The 20671-nt window shown below is 28.3% G+C and carries 19 protein-coding genes; 16 read left to right on the forward strand and 3 right to left on the reverse strand.

What is annotated here, in order from left to right:
• Positions 1 to 474: 474 nt before the first annotated feature.
• From HBE96_RS18905 to trmB, 8 genes are all read left to right on the forward strand, one after another.
• The gene (locus tag HBE96_RS18905; RefSeq protein WP_169299266.1) at positions 475 to 948 is read left to right on the forward strand and encodes a putative ABC transporter permease; all 474 of its coding nucleotides are present in this window, start codon (positions 475 to 477) and stop codon (positions 946 to 948) included.
• 289 nt (positions 949 to 1237) lie between these two features.
• Positions 1238 to 2041, forward strand: a complete 804-nt coding sequence (locus HBE96_RS18910) for a lipid II flippase Amj family protein (protein ID WP_169299267.1) — start codon at positions 1238 to 1240, stop codon at positions 2039 to 2041.
• A 659-nt stretch (positions 2042 to 2700) separates the two neighbouring features.
• A complete protein-coding gene (locus tag HBE96_RS18915; protein WP_169299268.1) occupies positions 2701 to 3363 on the forward strand; it encodes a Type 1 glutamine amidotransferase-like domain-containing protein in 663 nt (220 codons plus the stop codon).
• A 419-nt stretch (positions 3364 to 3782) separates the two neighbouring features.
• On the forward strand, positions 3783 to 5159 hold the full coding sequence (locus HBE96_RS18920) for a PhoH family protein (RefSeq protein WP_169299269.1): 1377 nt from the start codon (positions 3783 to 3785) through the stop codon (positions 5157 to 5159).
• A 277-nt stretch (positions 5160 to 5436) separates the two neighbouring features.
• On the forward strand, positions 5437 to 6444 hold the full coding sequence (locus tag HBE96_RS18925; protein WP_169299270.1) for a phosphodiester glycosidase family protein: 1008 nt from the start codon (positions 5437 to 5439) through the stop codon (positions 6442 to 6444).
• Positions 6445 to 6478: 34 nt separating this feature from the next.
• Complete coding sequence (locus HBE96_RS18930) at positions 6479 to 7504, forward strand: NHL repeat-containing protein (RefSeq protein ID WP_169299271.1); 1026 nt, start codon at positions 6479 to 6481, stop codon at positions 7502 to 7504.
• A gap of 65 nt (positions 7505 to 7569) precedes the next feature.
• Positions 7570 to 8184, forward strand: a complete 615-nt coding sequence (locus HBE96_RS18935; RefSeq protein WP_169299378.1) for a site-2 protease family protein — start codon at positions 7570 to 7572, stop codon at positions 8182 to 8184.
• Positions 8185 to 8434: 250 nt separating this feature from the next.
• Positions 8435 to 9070 (forward strand): tRNA (guanosine(46)-N7)-methyltransferase TrmB, encoded by a 636-nt coding sequence (trmB, locus tag HBE96_RS18940; protein WP_169299272.1) that lies wholly within the window; start codon positions 8435 to 8437, stop codon positions 9068 to 9070.
• Positions 9071 to 9274: 204 nt separating this feature from the next.
• On the opposite strand, the gene HBE96_RS18945 is transcribed toward trmB, so the two are convergent.
• The gene (locus HBE96_RS18945) at positions 9275 to 9451 is read right to left on the reverse strand and encodes a hypothetical protein (RefSeq protein WP_169299273.1); all 177 of its coding nucleotides are present in this window, start codon (positions 9449 to 9451) and stop codon (positions 9275 to 9277) included.
• Between the two features lie 255 nt (positions 9452 to 9706).
• Between HBE96_RS18945 and HBE96_RS18950 the strand changes: the two genes are divergently transcribed.
• Both HBE96_RS18950 and HBE96_RS18955 read left to right on the forward strand, forming a co-directional pair.
• A complete protein-coding gene (locus HBE96_RS18950) occupies positions 9707 to 10507 on the forward strand; it encodes a M50 family metallopeptidase (RefSeq protein ID WP_169299274.1) in 801 nt (266 codons plus the stop codon).
• 107 nt (positions 10508 to 10614) lie between these two features.
• Entirely contained in the window at positions 10615 to 10986 is a 372-nt protein-coding gene (locus tag HBE96_RS18955; RefSeq protein WP_169299275.1) for a DUF3232 domain-containing protein, read from the forward strand.
• Positions 10987 to 11182: 196 nt separating this feature from the next.
• On the opposite strand, the gene HBE96_RS18960 is transcribed toward HBE96_RS18955, so the two are convergent.
• Positions 11183 to 12067, reverse strand: a complete 885-nt coding sequence (locus tag HBE96_RS18960) for a DUF2156 domain-containing protein (RefSeq protein ID WP_169299276.1) — start codon at positions 12065 to 12067, stop codon at positions 11183 to 11185.
• A 275-nt stretch (positions 12068 to 12342) separates the two neighbouring features.
• Between HBE96_RS18960 and HBE96_RS18965 the strand changes: the two genes are divergently transcribed.
• From HBE96_RS18965 to HBE96_RS18990, 6 genes are all read left to right on the forward strand, one after another.
• Positions 12343 to 14418 (forward strand): methyl-accepting chemotaxis protein, encoded by a 2076-nt coding sequence (locus tag HBE96_RS18965; RefSeq protein WP_169299277.1) that lies wholly within the window; start codon positions 12343 to 12345, stop codon positions 14416 to 14418.
• Positions 14419 to 14634: 216 nt separating this feature from the next.
• A complete protein-coding gene (ymfI, locus tag HBE96_RS18970) occupies positions 14635 to 15378 on the forward strand; it encodes an elongation factor P 5-aminopentanone reductase (RefSeq protein ID WP_169299278.1) in 744 nt (247 codons plus the stop codon).
• A 257-nt stretch (positions 15379 to 15635) separates the two neighbouring features.
• On the forward strand, positions 15636 to 16490 hold the full coding sequence (locus HBE96_RS18975; RefSeq protein ID WP_169299279.1) for a response regulator: 855 nt from the start codon (positions 15636 to 15638) through the stop codon (positions 16488 to 16490).
• Between the two features lie 423 nt (positions 16491 to 16913).
• Complete coding sequence (locus tag HBE96_RS18980) at positions 16914 to 17282, forward strand: SdpI family protein (protein ID WP_169299280.1); 369 nt, start codon at positions 16914 to 16916, stop codon at positions 17280 to 17282.
• A gap of 224 nt (positions 17283 to 17506) precedes the next feature.
• The gene (locus tag HBE96_RS18985) at positions 17507 to 17881 is read left to right on the forward strand and encodes a GntR family transcriptional regulator (RefSeq protein ID WP_169299281.1); all 375 of its coding nucleotides are present in this window, start codon (positions 17507 to 17509) and stop codon (positions 17879 to 17881) included.
• A 78-nt stretch (positions 17882 to 17959) separates the two neighbouring features.
• Positions 17960 to 19087 (forward strand): DUF1648 domain-containing protein, encoded by a 1128-nt coding sequence (locus tag HBE96_RS18990; RefSeq protein WP_169299282.1) that lies wholly within the window; start codon positions 17960 to 17962, stop codon positions 19085 to 19087.
• Between the two features lie 42 nt (positions 19088 to 19129).
• Here HBE96_RS18990 and HBE96_RS18995 read toward each other — a convergent pair whose 3' ends face one another.
• Complete coding sequence (locus HBE96_RS18995) at positions 19130 to 20422, reverse strand: SH3 domain-containing protein (protein ID WP_169299283.1); 1293 nt, start codon at positions 20420 to 20422, stop codon at positions 19130 to 19132.
• Positions 20423 to 20671 lie beyond the last annotated feature (249 nt).

The raw sequence follows: 20671 nt of genomic DNA on the forward strand, positions 1-20671 counted from the left end.
GGTTATTGAAAAGCTAAAAAGCGAAAACCAATTGTAAGATACTCGAAAGGGTGTTTTTTATATGGGGATTTTTCACATTACATATTGTGCATATCAAATAAAAAGAGTGATTAATTATGGGCGATTTATTCATAGAATGTTAAAAAATATATATTAACAAGTAACAAAGGTTACACATAACTGTAACAAAAACACTGTAATATAATAAGTATTCTAAGAAAATACCTTATAATAATCAATATTTTAAAACTATCCAAGGGATTTAATGGTATAGCATCTAAAGATAGATGCTTTTTTTAATACCTTGAAAATAATAGCAGCAGTTTTATAAGTGTATAGAATAGAAAACTTAAAATATAGAAAATCCAGGATTAGAATCAAAAAGACATATAAAAAATATCAATAATTACTAAGATTTAAAAATATATATGTATATAAGTAGTTTAAGTATAGTGGAGGAGGGAAAAAGGTCGTATGGGACACAGTTATTTCAATAATTTAAAAAATAAAATATATAAAGACCTTATTCTAATATTTGTAATGGGAGCTTTATACATGGTATTAGAAGGATTATGGAGAGGGTGGACACATATAAGCATGCTGGTTGTTGGTGGCTTATGTGCTTTCCTTATAGGAAGGTTAAATGAATATCCTAAATTTTATGATAGAAAAATGTGGCAGCAATGTGTTATAGGGACTTTAATAATTCTCATATTAGAGTTTACATCTGGTATGATACTTAATGTATGGTTAGGGCTTGACATATGGGATTACTCTAATGAGTGGGGTAATGTTTATGGACAAATATGTGTGCCTTATGCACTTATATGGTTTTTATTAGTTCCACCTGCTATATATATAGATGATTATTTGAGATATTGGTTATTTGGAGAAAAAAAGCCACAAGGATTATTAAAGAATTATAAGAATTTAGTTTTGGGTGAATGATAAATATAGTACTGGTGTAAGTGTTATTTGTAAGTGAAAGTATTAACAATGGCAGCAATTAGATAAAATAGAAACAGAACTGTATAACTTATTAAACATAGAATGACAGTAATGTTTTTGACAATTAAATAATACAATGCTAGGATTATAGATATATTTTACAATGATGTAAAATGACGTCTAAATAATATAGATATATGTTATAAGTTTTACATTGGTAACTGAAGTGATAATCTATTGAGATTAATATTGAATATGAAACTAATGAAGTTACAAGGTGGTAATAAAAATGACAGTTCAGATATACTTAGTATTTATTTTAACTTTTATTATTTATGTAATAGGAACGCTGGCATATTCTATGAGAATTGTAGGAATAAGAACTGGGAGAATTGCAGTATCTTTTGCGGTATTTAATGTTTTTACACTGATACAAAGAACAGCGAATACTATTCAAGCACCATTACTAGCAAAAACTATTGAAAATGGTATAAATACAGGGCAGTCTTCTGGTTTGCTTCATATTTTTAGATGGATAATTTTTTCTATTACATTAGCTACAATAACAGGTGCATTTTTAATGCCAACCTTTATAAAAGTATTTAACAAATTAGTTATATCATTTAGCGTTTACCGATCTTTGCCTAAGCTAATGATGCATGCATTTTCAAAATCGGGAATTGAGCAGTTTAAGAAAAGTATTTCAATTCCTAAAAAAGAGAATTTACGCCAATTAACAAGTTTTCGCAAAATTCCTAGAAAAGTAATTTTATTAAATGTGATTGCTTTTTCTGTATCTAGTGTAAGTATTTTATCAGCGTTATATGCTGGGTGTTTAAGTCCAAGTTTAAGAACTACCTGCAGTACTTTATCATCAGTGATAAATAGTATTTCAACAATATTTATGGTTATATTTATTGATCCATATTTATCTATGATGACAGATGATGTAATACGGGGAGAATGTACAGAGTTAGAATTTAATCGCTGCATAATTTTTATTGTTGTAGGAATGATTATAGGAAGTATATTAGCACAATTAGTATTAGTTCCTGCTTCAAACTTAATAGTAATTATTGCAAAACTACTTTAGTTAAAGATGTAACAATTGTCATACATAATAATTCTAAGGATACAAGCCTTTTTAATTTTGAAAATAAAAAGAGTGGATAATGAGAATTGGATGGTTCTCAATTATTTCCACTCTTTTTACATTGTTTTAAGGTATATTGACTGAGGTTGATATAAAAAATATAAGATTAATTTTATTATAAAGAGGATAAACAAAATTGTAAATAGTAAAATTTTGGTAAGAATATAAAACTGATTTAAAAACATTATTATATGCTTGATGTTTAAAGTTTAAATTTAAGAACTATGTTTAGTATTTTATTCATATAAAGTTAAAAAAATATACACCGGCAAGTAACAAATATTACACAAAACTGTAACAATTGCCATATATAATAATAAGTGTCCTAAGGAGATAAAACTTAGAGGAAAAATTAAGAATATAATAAGTTCCCCTTATTATAGATATATTTGTTTTGAATAAGCACTAGTGAGTAGCACTGGTGCTTATTTAAGTTTAAGCAGAATAAATGTGTTTAATAAATTTTGAAGCTATTTTGGGTGTAGTCTTTTCGATGTTTAGAAAAGAAAATTAAAATATTAACAAGTAAAAGTATGATATAATTACCATTAACTGAGGAAAAGAATAGAATATAATCAATTAGATAGGGGGGCACACTAATGGTAAATATGTTATTTAGCTTGTATAATTTTAGTGAAAGTTGGGCAAAGGATGCGGTATCAAAATATATAAATTGTAATAATAAGGTTTTAATAATTCCATTTTCTTTTGATAAATACATAAGTAATGATATGGATTGGCAGAAGGAGTTTAATAAAAACAATGGAAGACATTATAAGCCTATTATAAACCCGTTCCTGAGCTATGGAGTTTGTAAAGAAAATATAGAGTGTATAAATTATTTTAAAGATACAAAAGAAAGTGCAAAAGATAAAATAAAAAACAGTGATGTAATATTTTTCACTGGAGGTTTGCCTGATAAAACTATGTGCCGCTTAGAGGAATTTGATTTAATAGATGACATCGAAAACTTTAATGGCACAATTATGGGAAGTAGTGCAGGTGCAATGATTCAGATAAAAGATTATCATATAACTCCTGATGAAGATTATGATATATTCTCATATAATAAAGGATTAAATTTTATAAAGGATTTTGATATTGAAGTTCATTATAAAGAAACAGAAATTCAGAAAAACTATATAAATAAGGTACTAAATGAAAAAACAGATACAGTATATGCGCTTGAAAACACTGGTGGAATAATTATTGATAATAACTCAATTACACTACTAGGAGATACACATACATTTAATAGGTAGTTTATAATTTAGTGTTGTAACCAAAAAGGAATAATTCACCATAACTGTAGTATTGATTCAGTTTTTTTCATGTTTTTACGTTAAACATGTACTAAAAATAAGCACTTGGTTGATTCTAGGTGCTTTATTCATATAATGTTAATAAAATGTACATTAACAAGTAACGAAGATTACACAAAAACGTAACAATTACCATATATAATAATAAGTGTCCTAAGGAAATAAACCTTAGAGGAAAAATTAAAAGAATATAATAAGTCCCCCTTATTATATATATACATTTTGTTTTGAGTAAGCACTAGTGAATATCACTGGTGCTTATTTAAATTTGTGAAAGAAAATTACATTTAAATAAATTTTGATACATTTATAAAATGTAGTGAATATAATATTAGTAATGGGAGAGAGGAGGAATAATTTTGAAGAGAACCTATATCTTAGACACAAATGTTATTCTATATTCACCAGGAGCTATTTTTACCTTTGGAGATAACGATGTAATTATACCGGAAATTGTATTAGAGGAATTAGATAGTTTTAAAAAACAGAAAAACGATTTAGGTGCTAACGCCAGGCATGCAGCTAGAATTATAGATAAGCTCAGGAGAGATGGAAAGCTTAATGATGGGGTTGATATGCCTGGTGGAGGAAAACTAAGAGTAGAAATGAATCATCATGATACTGAAATTCCTCTAAGCTGGGATAAAAGTAAGGCTGATAATCGCATAATACAGATTTGTAAGGCACTAAAGGAACAAGGGGAAGATGTATGCCTTATTACGAAGGACATCTTTGAGAGAATTAAAGCGGATATTGTTGGTATAGATGTAGAAGATTTTTATGAAAAGGTTGTACCGGAAAATGAAGAACAGTATACAGGAAGGATAGAGGTTTATGCTTCAAATGAAAAAATATCAGAGTTTTATCATAATAAGTTTATAGAGGTTAAAGATGTACTATGCTATTTAGAATCACAAGGTAAGTATGTTGTGCCTGATCTTTATACTAATCAATTTGTTATAATTCGCTGCAGTGAAAATCCAAAACAAACGGCAATAGGAAGGTTTGATGGCAAAAAAATTGTAAACTTGTATTATAAAGATAATGTTTCACTTGGAATTACTGCAAGAAATGTAGGTCAGAAATTTATGATGGAAGCTCTGTTTACAGATGCGGATAAAGCACCTTTAGTAATAGTAAAAGGTCCAGCAGGCACAGCTAAAACATTATTTTCTTTAGCAGTTGGACTTCAAAAGATTATGGAATGTAGTTATGAGCAGTATAGAAGAATTCTTGTGTGTAGACCCAATATTACTATGGATGAAGATATAGGATTTTTACCTGGAACGGAGGAGGAAAAAATAGCACCTTTTATGCGACCTATATTTGATAATCTGGAAATATTAGTTGATTCAGATGCAAAACAAAGATATAAAAATGAAAAAGAGTTAGCAGATAAAATTAGAGAACTGTTTGATAGAAGAATTATAACTACAGAAGCTGTGGCTTATTTAAGAGGAAGATCCATAGTTAAAAACTGGGTGATCATAGATGAAGCTCAAAATTTAACACCAAAACAAGTTAAAGCAATTGTAACAAGAGTTGGTGAAGGAACAAAACTTATATTAATAGGAGATCCAGACCAGATAGATCAGCCGTTTCTTGATTCAAGGTCAAATGGGCTTTGTTATGCTTCAGAAAAAATGAAGGGAAGTGACCTATGTTATCAAGTTACACTGAATTACGACGAATGTGAAAGATCGCCATTAGCACATGAGGCATCAAAAAGATTATAATGATTATAAAAAGGTGGATTTTATCCACTTTTTTATATTGAAATTTTATGCATTAAAAGGTATTGAAATAGAAATAAATGTCAATAATTTTACATATAACTGTAATGAAAAGGTAAATATAGTAATTTATATAAATTAAGAAAATCCCTATCATGCCTAAAGTTTAATCTTTATTAACAACTTTTATAGGGTATTTATAATTATTTCTATTTAAAAAATATAGCATTTATTGTACAATATTGAGAGATGTAATTTTAGAAAGGAAAGGTTTTAACATATGGACAAAAGAAAAACCGATGGTAAGAAAAAGAAATCCATTTGGAAATTAATTGTAGGTTTTTTCATATTTGAACTATTATTTACTGGAGTAACTGCTCCTCTTTTAATATTTTATGGACCATTTGAAAATGTAAAGAAAACTATAGTAGAATCTGCAATGACAACACTTAGTCATCAGTTTATTGCTAAAATGTTTTTATCTGACGAAGAAATTAATAAAATTTTAGGTGAAAACACTATGGAAAATATCCAACAAGACAAGGTTTCACAGGTTAATTTTGCAAATAATCATGATACAAGCATTGAAAGAGAAGACGTTAGTGATGGAAGAAAGTTCAAAGGATATATGCTTATCATTCATGATCCAACGAGGGTAAAAGTGGGTTACAGTAAAAAGTTAGGTGTAGCAGGTGAATTAACAAGTCAAATAGCAAAGGATAATAATGCTGTAGCAGCAATTAACGGTGGTGGATTTACAGATAGCTCATCTGGAGATAGTAAGTGGACAGGAACCGGAGGAAAACCTGTTGGAATATTAATGAGTGATGGCAAAGCAGTTTATAATGATGTAGCGGATGAAGATAAAGAAGTAGAAGTAATGGCAATGACTAAAAAAGGAGAACTTTTAGTAGGAAATCACAGCTTATCAGAAATGAAATCACTTGGCGTTACAGAGGCTATATCTTTTGGACCAGCAATAGTTGTAAATGGAAGAGGAACTATAAAATCTGGTGATGGTGGTTGGGGAGTAGCTCCAAGAACTGCTATAGGTCAGAGACAGGATGGTTCTATATTATTTTTAGTTATAGACGGAAGACAAACAAAAAGCGTAGGTGCAACATTAAAGGATGTACAAAATATAATGATTCAATATGGTGCAGTAAATGCTACAAATCTTGATGGAGGCTCTTCATCAACTATGTATCACGAAGGAGAAGTAATAAACAATCCATGCGATCCTTTAGGAGAAAGATCTGTACCATCTGCGGTTTATGTTAAACCTTAAGTACATTAGATAAGTATTAAAAGGAGAGTGCTCAATGAAGATTTTCGTAAGAATTCTTATATGGATAATGATATCATTATCGGTGCAGCTGGCAGGTCTTTTCTATGTTAATAAGTATTTATTAGCATCGGACACAACTATAAAAGCTAAAAAAGTAGTTAAAAGCGACAATAAAAAACCAGATGTTAAAATTAACATACCAGATACTGCAAAAAATATAAATATATCATTTGATGGTAAGTTTTTAGCTTATTACGATGGAGATATATTGAAAATAGTAAATACAGTAACAGGTGATGAAAAGAAGGTAGAATTTGAAGATGGAGTGAAGGTATCCTTTTACAAATGGCTTTCTGATAGAAATAGAATGCTTATAGCTGAAAAGGAAAGTTCAAGTGATGAATCAAGTTTTAAGTTAGCTTATTATGATGTAGATAAAGATTTAAAAGAAGATATTAAAAATTTAGAATTAGATGATAAAAAATCAGAAGTTGTGGATATACAAGCATCACCTCTTACCAATGTAATATATGTTAAAGTGGCTAGTAGTGGAAAACGCAGCAAAATATATTGGATTAACATAATGAAAGAAATGAAAGATGTTGAAACAAGAAGCTATCAAATAGGTAACATAAAGCTATTACCTCATGAAGATAAATTAGTATATGAGGATTTGACTCACGGCAGAATATATACAACGGATAAGGATGAACCTCTAGAAATAAATGGTGTAAACAGACCAAGTTTAGTAGGTGTGGACGATAATGATAATATATATATAGGTGAAACTAATGAAGATAAAGTAACTAAAATATTTTATGGATCTATAAAAGAAGGTAGAAATAATTTACAAACTGTAGATTTAGGAAGCGCTGTAGATAAAGATAATATACTTATAACAGAACAGGGAAAGATTTATATAAATGATAATCTTAGAGGGCTTGTAAAGGAATTTTCTAGTGGAAGAGAATATAAGTATGAAGGGTCTTTCCTGCAGATGTATAATGGGGGAGTAGTATCTTTAAGTGACGGAAAACTTATAAAGACTTTATTTAATTAAAAATAGCTTGTATTAGGCAGAAAGGATGATTATGTTTGGAAAATTCGCTGATAAATATAATACTCATGATACCAGCCATACTTATAGGCTTTACCTTTCATGAGTATGCACATGCTGTTGTAGCAGATAAGTTAGGAGATAAAACTCCTAAATTCCAAGGCAGGCTTACTTTAAATCCATTTGTTCACATAGATATAATTGGTTTTATAATGATATTAGTTGCTGGTTTTGGATGGGCAAAGCCTGTTCAAATAAATCCATCGGCTTTTAAAAATAGGTATAAGGATGATCTAAAGGTATCTATTGCTGGACCTATAGCAAATCTAATAGTGGCATTTATAGCAGCAATATTTATGGCACTGATATCTAAATATGGATTAACAGCATTAAGTGTAACTTCAGGGCTTTATGGGATAATTTTAAGGATAATGTACCTTACTGTTACTACAAATTGTATGCTTTTTGTTTTTAATCTTATACCAATACCGGGATTAGATGGATTTCATATTTTGAGGGATTTGTTTCCAAGCTATTATTACAAAATATCAGATACAGTATATAAGTATCAAATGATTATACTTTTAGTAATTATAGTAACTCCAATAGCATCATATATAGTTGGAATACCATCAAAACTTTTATATAACGCACTTATTAATATTGCAAGTATTATAATATAATGCAATGCAAAATACCGTAAATAAGGTAATGATGTACTTTATACTGAATTACCTTAGGCATATTCAAAAAAATAACAAGTCAGTATGTTAGTATATTTTGCGTCATACTGCGTCAACAGAACCCTTTGATAAACAACTATCAGCGGAACCTGTTTCTTTGTCTGACATAAAATATACTAACATCTTTGACTTGTTATTTTCTTTCATATGCCTTATTTAAATTTTGTTAATACATCAGGAGGAATTTTTTATGAGACTAAGGAAAAAATGGTGGGCAAGACCAGAGATGGAGCAAAGTCCTTTAACCATAGTAAATCCACAAGAATATAAAGGAAAATGGAGTGAAGAATTTAAAAATCAAAATCCTATATATTTAGAATTAGGATGTGGAAGAGGAACTTTTTTATGTGAGCATACAAGGCAAAATCTTAATGTTAACTATATAGGAATAGATTTAAAGGATGAAGTGTTGATATATGCTTTAAGAAAATTAATACAGGAAGAACTTACAAATGCAAGAATTATTCCTACTAATATAACAAATATTTCAGAAATGTTTGATGAAAATGAAGTAAGTAGAATATATATAAATTTCTGTAATCCATGGCCAAAGGATAGACATAACAAAAGAAGGCTTACACATACAAGATTTTTAAACCAATATAAGCAATTTTTAAAGCCTGAAAGTGAAATATGGTTTAAAACAGATGATAAGGATTTATTTGAGGATTCTCAAGTTTATTTTAAGGAGAATGGTTTTAATATTAAATATTTAACTTATGATCTTCATAATAGCGATTTCCAGGGAAATATAGTTACAGAATATGAGGCAAAGTTCACTTCCTTGGGAATGAAAACTATGTTTTTATTAGCGAAACTTGTGTAATCTACAAATAATAATTTGAAGATCAAAATAAACTCTTGAATCTACAAATAAAGTTTTGAATGAGATATCCCACATTAGAGCTAAAACAAGTACTCTAATGTGGATTTTGTTTGTGATAAAAATAAGAGAGATTAAGGTGTATTCCTGTAATAAAATAAAAACAAAGCTGAGATTAAAATCTTGGCTTTTTTCTAATATTAGGTATTATAAAAAATATAATTTATAATTATATAAATTATATTTATATATATCAATTGGTAATATTGACCCTGTTTTATAAAGAGCAAATTTAGCATCATATGCCTCTGTTTCTCTATATAAGTTTTCTTTTGTAGAACGTATTTTGTTTTTATAGGTCAGTTCATTTTGATTCTTTTTCATCTATAATTCACCTCGTCTTTATAGTATGCACATATTAGAAAAAAGTATCAGATAATTTTTAAAATTTAGTATTATAAATAAAAAAGTTTTTATTTAATATAAAAAAATAATTCACATTAAATTTGTTTTAATAGACACTTAAGATGTGTTAAAATAAATAGCATAATTTATATTGTTTTAGTAAAAATAGTATAATTATGAATTGCTAAGTTAAATTATGAGACATAGTTTTTGTATTGAAGGGCGTGATATATTATGAATTTTGTAATAGAATTGTTATTAAAAACCTGTATAGAAACAGTTTATCTAACAGGTATGGTTATATTAATTGGATTGATCCTTGGTATATTAAGAAATAATTCAATTAAAAACTTTCAAAGGAGTTTTGGTAGTAAAGCTGTAATGATAACAGGATTTATTGGTGTTCCAATTCATGAATTGAGTCATGCTATTTTTGCTGTGTTGTTTGGACATAAAATTACCAGGGTAAAATTACTTCAAAAACCAGATGAAAATGGTGTACTTGGATATGTACAGCATGGATATAATCAAAATAGCATTTACCAGCAGATAGGAAATTTTTTTATAGGTATAGCACCTATATTTGGAGGAGTTTTTTCAATAATTGCTTTAATGAAGATTATAATTCCTAAAGCATACAGTAGTTTTATAAGTATATTATTTGGAAGTTTACATGTTACAGCTTTAAATAAGAGTACAGTTGAAGGAGTAATGAATTCTTATTTAGGCCTGATAAAAGTTATTTTTTCTTTGAAGAATTTTGAAAATCCATACTTTTATATATTTTTATTTGCAGCTATATGTATATCATCTCATATATCTTTAAGTTCTGCGGATATAAAGGGAGCGTCAAAAGGTCTTGGGGTTATATTTATAATATTATTTATACTGAATGCTTTAAATTTATCAAAATATATATTATCTGTTGATTTAATAAAATATAATATTTTGATAACGGGATTTTTAATGATAGCTATAATACTTTCTACAATAACGTTTTTAATAAGTTTATTTTTTGTTAGTATAAAGAATTAATAAAAAAGTTTATGTATATTAATTCATGGAATAATTTGTAAATAAAATATAGTTGTGTTAAAATAGTATTGTTACATATAAGATAGAGAATGGGGAGTTGACATACTATGTTTAGAGAGAAAATTAATGAATTTATTCATGTAGTTTCTAAAAGTGAAGACTGTGAATGCTTAGATATGATGGAAGAGTTAGTAGATTCTGCTTCAGATTATTTAAGAAGAGTTAATGTATTAGAGATAGGAATAATGGTTGGAAAATACAACAAAGAAGGTACTGAATATAGGGAATATATTAAAAAACTTGATAAGCAAAGAAGTAACGCACATAATAATTTAATATCTAATGTTAAAATTATTAACAGGCTCTGCAGAAAAAATGATTTAGTGCCAATATATCAAGGAAATGAGGATGACAGAATAGAAGTAGCTGAGTTTGCTCAAAAGGTGGTAGATGAATTATTTAGTACAAGAAAGTTATGATAGGAAAATTTAAATAAAGTTTAGTATCAAAATATATTGAATAACTAAGAAATCAGTTAGTATATTTTGCACCATACTGTGTCGGCGAAAATTGTTTCTTTGTCTGACACAAAATATACTAACATATTTAACTTATTACTTTCCTCCACATGCATTAATAAAATCAAAATATATTAAACAAAAAATCTTATAGTATTTAATTTACATTGAATTTTTTAGAAAATTTAACTGGAGAATAAGATAATTTTGCTTTTCTTAGGCCTTCAATTCCTAAATCTTGTTCGCGATTTATAAAAGGAATCTCACTAAAATAGCTTTCAATAAATGTTTTATTAACAAAGTTATAAAGACCCCTTATGTCAGAATCTGCTTTTTCAATATGAATTATTCCTAAGTTTTCATTTACCTTCTCACCTATAGTAAAAGCTGATAATTTATCATTAACATGCACAACCATTCCAATAAAGTCTAATTTACTACTATTCTTTAATAATTCTTCTATAGACTTAAGCTCATATAAAAGGTATCCCTTACACATATGTTTGTAGCACCATTCACGAGCGGCTTTTATACAAGTCTGTATTAGTTCAGCAGTTATTTCAGAAACTTTATAATCGTAGTTTTTGACAAAATAATTATAGTGATTTTTTTTCTTATGAAGTATTTTGCCAGACAGATTTATAAGTTTTTCACTTTCGTATATATAATCAAAGTTATCTCTATCTTCTTCTATAACAAAAGTATCACCGAAAACTTCTAAAAGGTCATTTATAAAGGGTTGTTCGGCATCTTTAAAAAGGTAATTTAGATTATATAAAGATTTATTTTTTAATAAATAATTAACTATATCTTTTAGATTTTCTTTTTTATAACCTATAGGTTGCATAAAGTGGTAGTTTCCATCAAAGTCCATTTTTTTAATAATTAGCACATCTTTATAAATAGCGTACTGTATATCACAAGCTTTTCTCCATATAAAAAGATTTGTAAAAGAATATTCACAGGTTTCAAATAAATATGGTTTTAAATATTTATCAAATAGTTTTTTATCTTCTAATGTTAAAATTTTAAAATCAAGCATAGTTACATCCTTTCTGTAAAAAATCAGTATTAGTTAATATTGAATATTGTTTACAGTATATAAATATTATATTATAAAAATGCTATTTGGCAAACAATATTTTTGTATTTACATTATAAAATAGTTATTTTTAGTAAAGTTAAAAGTATGTTAATTTAACATACAGCGATGTTAAAAACAGGTTAAAGTCTTTGTCATTTAATAATATTATTACTTTTTAATAGTAAAATAATTAATGAAAATACTAATTGGTAATAATATCAAGGAGGACAATGATGAAGAACATTATACGTAAGATGCAGATAACAAATACTCTAAGATTTTTAAATTTTAATTTTATGGACAGCGTTGGAATTAAAATAATGTTCCAAATAACTGTGCTACTTACATTTGTATGTGGAATTTTAGGTTATGTTTCATACACTAGTTCCTATAAAACGCTGGAATACACTATCACATCTTCTTTAGAATATAGAGCTTCTGATGGAGCGTTACTAGTAAGCTCAATTATTAATCAAGATATTAAAGCTATGAATGAAATAGCTTCCAGACCGGAAATTCAATCCATGAATATTCAAATACAAAGCCCTGTACTTTTATCAGAAGCTAAGAGTTTAGGATATATAAATTTAAATGTAATTGAACCTGATGGTTTAACACATTTTGCGAATGGAGGTAAAACTCAAATAGATCTTTCCTCCATAAATAACTTATATTTGAAAGAAACTCTAAATGGTAAGACCGCTATATCTGATCCAGTTACCAATGTAGAAGGAGAACAGATTATAGCTATATCAGTACCTATTAAAAATCAAAATGAACAAATAATAGGAGCTTTATTTTGTAATATGAGTACTAAAAAGTTAAACGAAATAGTTCAAAAAACAAAAGTAGGTAAAAGTGGATATAGTTTTATAATAAACAAAGAAGGTACTAAAGTTGCACATAAAGATTTAAAATTGGTTTTAAATAAAGATAACACTATTAAAAATGCAAATAAAGATAAAAGTTTGGAAAGATTAGCTAAGCTAGAAAATAAGATGATAAAGTCGGAAAAAGGATCTGGTTACTACATGGAAGATGGTAAGGAAATGTTTATGTCTTATTCTCCTATTCCAGATACGGAATGGTCTATGGCACTAACGATACCTAAAAAAGAAATATTTAATGAAGCAAATGTATTAAAATACAAATTTATAATTATGACTATATTATTTATACTAATTGGTATGGGAGTGGGTTTTATAATATCAAGGTGGATAAAACGCCCGTTATTAAAAATAAAGAAATATGCAGAAGAATTATCAGATTGTAATTTAAGTCACAGAATAAGTATAAAAAGAAAAGATGAATTTGGACAAACAGCAGATGCATTAAATGCAGCTATAAATAATGTTGAAAAAATTATACATTCAGTAAAAATCAATGGAAAAAGTACTTTAGATTCTACTAAGGACATAAATAATATGTTTGAAAAAGTACATAAAAATGTGGAAAATGTTTCGTTTAAATCTCATGAAATTTCGGCTAATATGCAGCAGGCTTCTGCGTATATTGAAGAACTAGCCTGCAGGTCTTTTAATATAAAAGATGAAATAAATAATACTGTTGAGGAAGCTCAAAATGGTTTAAGGTTGGCTAATAGCATAAGAAATAAAGCAAGCGTTATAAAAAATGAAATAGAAGGCTCTAGAGTTCAAATTTTGGACGTTTATTTTAAATCAAGAGAAAGGTTAAATGAAGCATTACAGGATACAAAGGTTGTTAAAAATGTTTCTGTAATGGCAGAAGTAATAAAAGATATATCCAAGAAGACTAACATGTTAGCTCTAAATGCTGCAATTGAAGCTGCAAGAGCAGGTGATCATGGGAAGGGATTTTCTGTAGTAGCTGATGAAATAAGAAAATTATCAGAACAATCTGGCAGCGTGGTTTGCGATATACAGGAAAATGTAAAAAATGTTTTAAATTCAGTAGAAAAGCTTTCAGATTCTGCAAAGTGTGTTTTAAATGTTATGGATAATGAGGTGTTAAAGGATTATGATAAAATCATAGTTGTAAGTGAGGATTATAAAGAGGATGGAAATAAATTTCAAAATGTAATAGAAAGATTTAATTTGGTATTACAAAATGTTTATGTTTCAATAGAAGAAATGGCAATAAATATGAAAACTTTGACAAAGTCTGTTGGGGAATGTTCAGAAGCATCAACTGATATTGCAGGTAATATTGGAGAGCTTAAAGAAGAAAATGTAAATATATGTGTTAAATCAACTAAAAATGCAAAAGGAGCAGAACAATTATTACAATCCATAAGTGAATTTAAAATTAAATTATGTAAAGAAAGTTAGCAGGTGCTATAATAATATAAGGCATATTCAAAAAAAGTAACTAGTCAATATGTTGGCATATTTTGCATCATGCTGCTTCAGCGGAACCCTTTGATAGAACAACTATCAGCGGAACCTGCTGCTTTGTCTGACGCAAAATATACTAACATATTTGACTTGTTATTTTCTTTCGTATACCTAAGGCTAATTTTATACTAAAGGAGTGGAGTTTTAGAAGTGGAAAATTTAACGGGAAAAGTAGCAGTAGTTACAGGTTCTTCTAGGGGAATAGGAAAAAGTATAGCGCTTGAAATAGCTAAAGCAGGAGCATCTGTAGTAATAAACTATGTAAGTAATGAAAAAGAAGCTGCAAAAACTTTAGATGAAATAAAAGAAATTGGCGGAGTTGCCATTATGGTGAAAGCAGATGTTAGTATATATGATCAGGCAAAAATGCTTATAAATAGTGCAATAGAGCATTTTGGAAAAGTAGATATATTAATTAATAATGCAGGAATTTCATATATAGGTCTTTTTATGGAGATGAATGAAAGACAATGGGAAAGAATTATGAATGTAAATTTGAATGGAGTTATTAACTGTTCTCATAATGTTCTTCCGCACATGGTAAATAGAAAATGTGGGTGTATAGTGAATACGTCTTCTATGTGGGGAAATGTTGGAGCATCTTGTGAGGCAATATATTCTGCATCAAAAGGAGCTGTAAATTTATTTACAAAAGCCCTAGCAAAGGAAATGGCACCTTCAAACATAAGAATAAATGCAGTGGCTCCAGGAGTTATAGATACAGAAATGAATAGCTTTTTAAGTAAAGAAGAAAGGAGAGAATTGGAAGAGGAAATTCCTATAGGTAAGTTTGGTAAGGGTGAGGATATAGGTAAAACTATTGTCTTTTTATGCAGTGATGCTGCTAAATATATTACTGCACAAATAATAACAGTAGATGGAGGAATGAATTAATACAATGTATATGGCAGATGTTAGTATATAATAAACAGGTTATATACAGGTTGTGTACAAGTTATCCACAAATTTGTCCACAACTTGTGCGTTAATATTTGAATAGTGAAAAAATTTAAAAAATACAGTAATTGCTTAAAAAAACTTTATTTTATATAAATATATAAAATTATATAATACATAACCGATAAATAAGTATATTACAGGAAAAGATATTTTACCTAAAATAGTAAGTATGATGTGAAAGATGGGTAGTTATGTATAAAATAATAATATTAGATGATATGCCATATATAAGATATAGGGTGAAAGAATTATTAGCGAAGGAAGATATAGAGATTTATGAGTCCGGTACATCCTTTGATTTTTTTAATAAACTTTATGATAAAAAAAGTGAGATAAACTTAATAATTCTAGAAGTTGGGTTAACCAGCGAGGATGGGTTTGGGGTTTTAAAAAAGATAAATGGATTGAATTTAAAAATTCCTATAATGATATTAACTAAAATGAATACAAGAATTGACTTTATAAGGTGTATCAAAGAAGGGATTTCTGAATACATTTTAAAGCCATTTGATCCTAAAACGTTTATAAGAAAAATAGATAAATTAATCGTTTCACATGAAAAAGGCGAAGAACCTGAAGAAATAGTTTATTTGAATTTTCAGGAATATATGCTAAAACAAATAGATAGGGCTAAGAAAGAAAATTCCAAAGTTTCAATTATGATGGTAAGTTTAGTAAAGCCTAACTCAAATTTAGAGGGAGAAAAAATTGAAGCAAAAGAAAGATACTTGATTTTAATAGATTTGTTATATGAAAAACTTAAGAATTTATTTAAAGTGCCAGATTTGTTTGTAAAACATGGTTTTTCAAGTTTTGCAGGAATTATTCCCTGGGAAGGTAATAGCCCTGTAAATAAAATAGAAAAAAGTATAGAAAGTAGTTATGAAGAAATTAAGAAAAAAGATGGAAGGTATAATGAGTATGAAATAAAATATGTTTTTGCTACTTATCCTGAAGATGGAAAAGAAGGACAATCATTATTAGATCAATTGGATACAAAAATGAAAGATAAAATTGATAATGCTAATTCGGGTAAAAATTCATAATTTGTAGTGATAATGTAATAGAATTTAATTACAATAAAGTGAAATTTTGATTAACATATATAGAGCAAGTATACGATTCATGGAAATGGTTATTTTAAATACTATTAATTACCTTATGTAATTAAAAAAATCTACTAGATTTTTTTTCAGATTTGTTTTATTATAATGACATGAGTAGGGTGTTAAAGTATATAATTAATATGAAGTCTTTATTTATATAGAAATAAGTAAAAGCTTCATAATTATTTTATTAAGCAATTTTTAGGCTGAGATGGAGCTTGATTATGAGTAATATCGCTTTTTATCTGAGTCTTAAAAGAGCTTATCCAGTGGTGCATCAGCTGTTGGTTCTCGTTTAAAAGAAATGGGAGTGTTGCGGATGGTAGCAATGGGATAAATATTTCTGTGGAGGAGATGGCGTATATGGTGTATTCATTAATTTTTGGTTTAGTAACATTAGGATTTGGATTAATACCTAAAATAGTAAGACCAAAGAAAATTAACTCTTGGTATGGTTATCGAACACCTATGTCTATGATGAATCAAGAAACCTGGGATGAAGGAAATAGATATTCATCAACTCAATATATTATAGCAGGAATCATTTTGTTGATTATAGGAAGAGTTGCATATGCTTTCATTGCGACAAAACCATATTTGGTTCCGCTTATAGCATTTGTTCCTGTATTAACAGTAACAGTATTTACCACTGAAAAGCACATGAAGAAAATTTTTGACATAGACGGAATGAGAATAAGTGGTAATGGTAAATTAAAACAAAAAGGTATATAAATAATGAAAGTATAAAGATTGGTAAGAAATTTTACCAATCTTTATTTTTTCTTTTAAGCAGGTATCCAAAATCTATGACTTTGAGATGATCGCTTACTCATCCGACGAATAGGAGGAGGAGTTTCATTTAAGTATTGACAACTTGTTGTATTTGTTATAGTATATGTATAACAAATACAACACGTATGTTTAAAGTACTGTAATTATATAGGGAGGTGAAATTTATGCTAATAAAAATAGAGTTTGAGTCAGATACACCTATATATATTCAATTGAAAAGACAGATTATACAAGGAATAGCAAAGGGTGAGCTGAAAGAAGGGGATAGTCTTCCTTCAGTCAGACAAATGGCAGAAGATATAGGAATAAATATGCATACTGTTAATAAAGCGTACAGTATGCTGAAAATGGATGGTTTTATAACTGTAGATAGAAGAAAGGGTGCTCTAGTAAATAAGATATCAAAAGCATATTCAGAGGAGTATATGGAGAATTTAAAAGAAGAATTAAGCTATTTTATAGCAGAAGCATCTTCTAAAGGTGTAGATGAAAAAGAGTTTTTGAATGTATGTAAGGAAATATTTAATGAGTACAAATAGTAAAGCTATAATTTATTTTTAGTATTGAAATTGCCGAAAAGTTATAAAAACTATTTTTTTAGTATGGAGGAATTAGAGATGGATAATAGAGTTTTATCATCAATATCAATAGTATTTATTGTAATGTTAATATTTTTCATTCAAATTATAACCCCTAAGCTTACTAGAAAAGAAATATACTTTGGTATAAGAATACCTGAAAAGCAGCTTGAAAATGAAAAGTTGAAAGAGATTTATAAGCAATATGTTATAAATAATATAATAGCTTCAGTAGCATTTGTAATTATGGCTTTTCTTTTGTTCTATTACTTAAATGAATATTTTAATATTCTAAATGCTATATTAGTAATAATTTATTTAATAATGAGTTTTTTTGTTTACTTTATAGCTAATAAAAAAGTAAAACAGGTTAAAAGTGAACTTAACTGGAATAAAGCTAAAAAATCAGCGGTAGTAGTGGATACTAATTTCACTAAGGAAAAGAGTAAGGATATGCTAGCATCTCCTTTATGGTTTTTAATACCTTTGGTTATAGTGATCATAAATATATATATAGGATATAAGGTATATAATAAACTTCCTGATGTTGTGGCTACTCATTTTAATTTTGCTGGGAAAGCAAGTGGATGGACTAAAAAATCATATAAATTAATCTGGCAAATGCCTGCAGTCCAAATTTTTATGCTTGTAATCATGTTTTTTTCATATAAAACTATAGGTTGGTCAAAACAGCAAATAAGTGCTTCAAATCCAAAGGAGTCTAAAGAAAGAAATAAGATATTTAGATATAGATGGTCAGCTTATATGATACTTATGAGTATAGTTATAAGTATTTTATTCACTCTAGGAAATTTAAGTATACTTCAAGTTATAAAAATGAGCGGTAAAGTTAGCATGATAGTTATATTTGCTATAACAATGCTTATGATTGTTAGCAGCATGGTTATGTCTATAAAAACTGGCCAGGGAGGAAGCAGAATTAAAATTGAAGATATAAATGAAGAGGATACAAAGCTTCAGGATAGAGATGATGATAGGTATTGGAAATTTGCTAGCAGTATTTATGTAAATAAAGATGATCCAGCTGTTTTTGTGGAAAAAAGATTTGGCATAGGATGGACTATGAATTTTGGAAATATTAAAACCATAATAATTTTTGTTGTATTTTTAATTTTGTGTATTGGATTGCCGGTATTAATTCATTAGTGGGAAGGTAAAAATAATGCGAAGCAAGGCTTCGCATTATTTTTATAATGATATATAGTCAGAATGAACAAATCCTACGCTAGATCCTGCTTGGACTTTATACCAGCGACCATTAGATGCTAATATTTGAACCTTGCTTCCAAAGGAAAGTTCCGAAAGTACTCTTCCTGTCCATGGAGCAGATCTTAAGTTTAATGTAGAATTTTTATTGCTAAGTTTTACTGTACCAACTTTACCATTAGCTTGTACTTGTGGTTGTGCCTTAGCAACGGTATTTGTACTAACGCTTGCATTTGTATTCGCAGAAGAAACAGAAATGTAATCGGAAGATACATAACCGATAGCTCCATTTGAATTTACTTTATACCATTTACCACTGCTTTCTAGTATTTGAACTTTGGCTCCATAAGGTAAAGAACTTATAACATTTCCTGATGGATTACTTCTTAAATTAAGAGAAGAAGATTTATTGCTTAAATTTACAACACCAAATTTATTTGAAGTAGAGGTACTAGTACTAGCATTAGTGCTAGTAGAAGCTGCAACAACAGGTGTAGCTGCATTAAGGCTTATATATTTAGAGCTTACATAACCATAGGATGAATTATATTGTATTTTATACCAATCACCACTAACAGCAACTATGTTTACTGCAGTTCCTTTTTTTAGTGAGCCTATAACTCCTGAAGATGCGTTAGCACCACTTCTTACGTTAAGAGGCGAGCTATAGCTAGAAGTATTAACTAAACCTTTATCAGATTTAGAATCTTCATGTGCTATAGGTTGTCCACTATTTGATGAAGGTGAAGATGGTGTAGATGGTGATGATAAGTATATGTATCCTTTTAAAAATAGATTTCCTCTATTTTTTATTTCCTCTTTAGATAAGGTTTTTAATTGACCGTCGTACGCACCTCTAACACTGAAATTTCCTTCGTTAAAATATACAGTATCACCTTCTACTTTTTCTACAAAAGCAACATGTCCGTAGCCTTTATTTCCGCCACCCCAAACAATTATAGAGTTAGCTTTAGGTTCAGATCCATAGCTATATACTTTATCCTTTGCATTAGCATACCACCAATCTACAGCGTTTCCATAAAACTCCGAAGGTAAATTAATAGAAAGCTTTTCTAAAACTCTTCCGTAAGTAAACCAAGTGCATTGTCCTTTGTATCCGTACTTAGTAAAAATATTTGAATCGCTTACATAAGATGAATCCTGCGGATTTGGCATGATTCCTGCAGCATGTACAGAATTATGAAGCAAACATTTAGCATTCATTAAGGAAGCAGATATAAAAAAAGCAAAAACTAATTTTTTGGATTTATTCATTTATGCAACCTTCCTTTCTTAAGTTTTTAAGTTAATATAATTAAAAATGTTATTTAATTCAATTACAATTCAAAAACATTATCGTTTGAAATTTAGAAAAATTAATAGTTTCTTCACATGTTTATACTATAAATTATAACTCATGTACACAATAATGCAATATAGTAATTATTGACCATCAATTAATTCGGAGATTCAGATGGAGTTTTATACAAATATGGAAGGGTTACAAGTGATGATTATGGGGTG

Source organism: Clostridium muellerianum (genome assembly GCF_012926525.1).
In the GTDB taxonomy this organism is placed as follows: domain Bacteria; phylum Bacillota; class Clostridia; order Clostridiales; family Clostridiaceae; genus Clostridium_AM; species Clostridium_AM muellerianum.

Bases quoted from the DNA above. Each gene is read 5' to 3' on its own strand.
- HBE96_RS18905 (WP_169299266.1), top strand. From the start codon at position 475: ATGGGACACAGTTATTTCAATAATTTAAAAAATAAAATATATAAAGAC.
- HBE96_RS18925 (WP_169299270.1), top strand. From the start codon at position 5,437: ATGGACAAAAGAAAAACCGATGGTAAGAAAAAGAAATCCATTTGGAAA.
- HBE96_RS18930 (WP_169299271.1), top strand. From the start codon at position 6,479: ATGAAGATTTTCGTAAGAATTCTTATATGGATAATGATATCATTATCG.
- HBE96_RS18990 (WP_169299282.1), top strand. From the start codon at position 17,960: ATGGATAATAGAGTTTTATCATCAATATCAATAGTATTTATTGTAATG.
- HBE96_RS18965 (WP_169299277.1), top strand. From the start codon at position 12,343: ATGAAGAACATTATACGTAAGATGCAGATAACAAATACTCTAAGATTT.
- HBE96_RS18960 (WP_169299276.1), bottom strand. From the start codon at position 12,067: ATGCTTGATTTTAAAATTTTAACATTAGAAGATAAAAAACTATTTGAT.
- HBE96_RS18910 (WP_169299267.1), top strand. From the start codon at position 1,238: ATGACAGTTCAGATATACTTAGTATTTATTTTAACTTTTATTATTTAT.
- trmB (WP_169299272.1), top strand. From the start codon at position 8,435: ATGAGACTAAGGAAAAAATGGTGGGCAAGACCAGAGATGGAGCAAAGT.
- HBE96_RS18995 (WP_169299283.1), bottom strand. From the start codon at position 20,422: ATGAATAAATCCAAAAAATTAGTTTTTGCTTTTTTTATATCTGCTTCC.
- HBE96_RS18915 (WP_169299268.1), top strand. From the start codon at position 2,701: ATGGTAAATATGTTATTTAGCTTGTATAATTTTAGTGAAAGTTGGGCA.
- HBE96_RS18985 (WP_169299281.1), top strand. From the start codon at position 17,507: ATGCTAATAAAAATAGAGTTTGAGTCAGATACACCTATATATATTCAA.
- HBE96_RS18935 (WP_169299378.1), top strand. From the start codon at position 7,570: ATGATACCAGCCATACTTATAGGCTTTACCTTTCATGAGTATGCACAT.
- HBE96_RS18975 (WP_169299279.1), top strand. From the start codon at position 15,636: ATGTATAAAATAATAATATTAGATGATATGCCATATATAAGATATAGG.
- HBE96_RS18950 (WP_169299274.1), top strand. From the start codon at position 9,707: ATGAATTTTGTAATAGAATTGTTATTAAAAACCTGTATAGAAACAGTT.
- HBE96_RS18945 (WP_169299273.1), bottom strand. From the start codon at position 9,451: ATGAAAAAGAATCAAAATGAACTGACCTATAAAAACAAAATACGTTCT.
- HBE96_RS18980 (WP_169299280.1), top strand. From the start codon at position 16,914: ATGGTGTATTCATTAATTTTTGGTTTAGTAACATTAGGATTTGGATTA.
- HBE96_RS18955 (WP_169299275.1), top strand. From the start codon at position 10,615: ATGTTTAGAGAGAAAATTAATGAATTTATTCATGTAGTTTCTAAAAGT.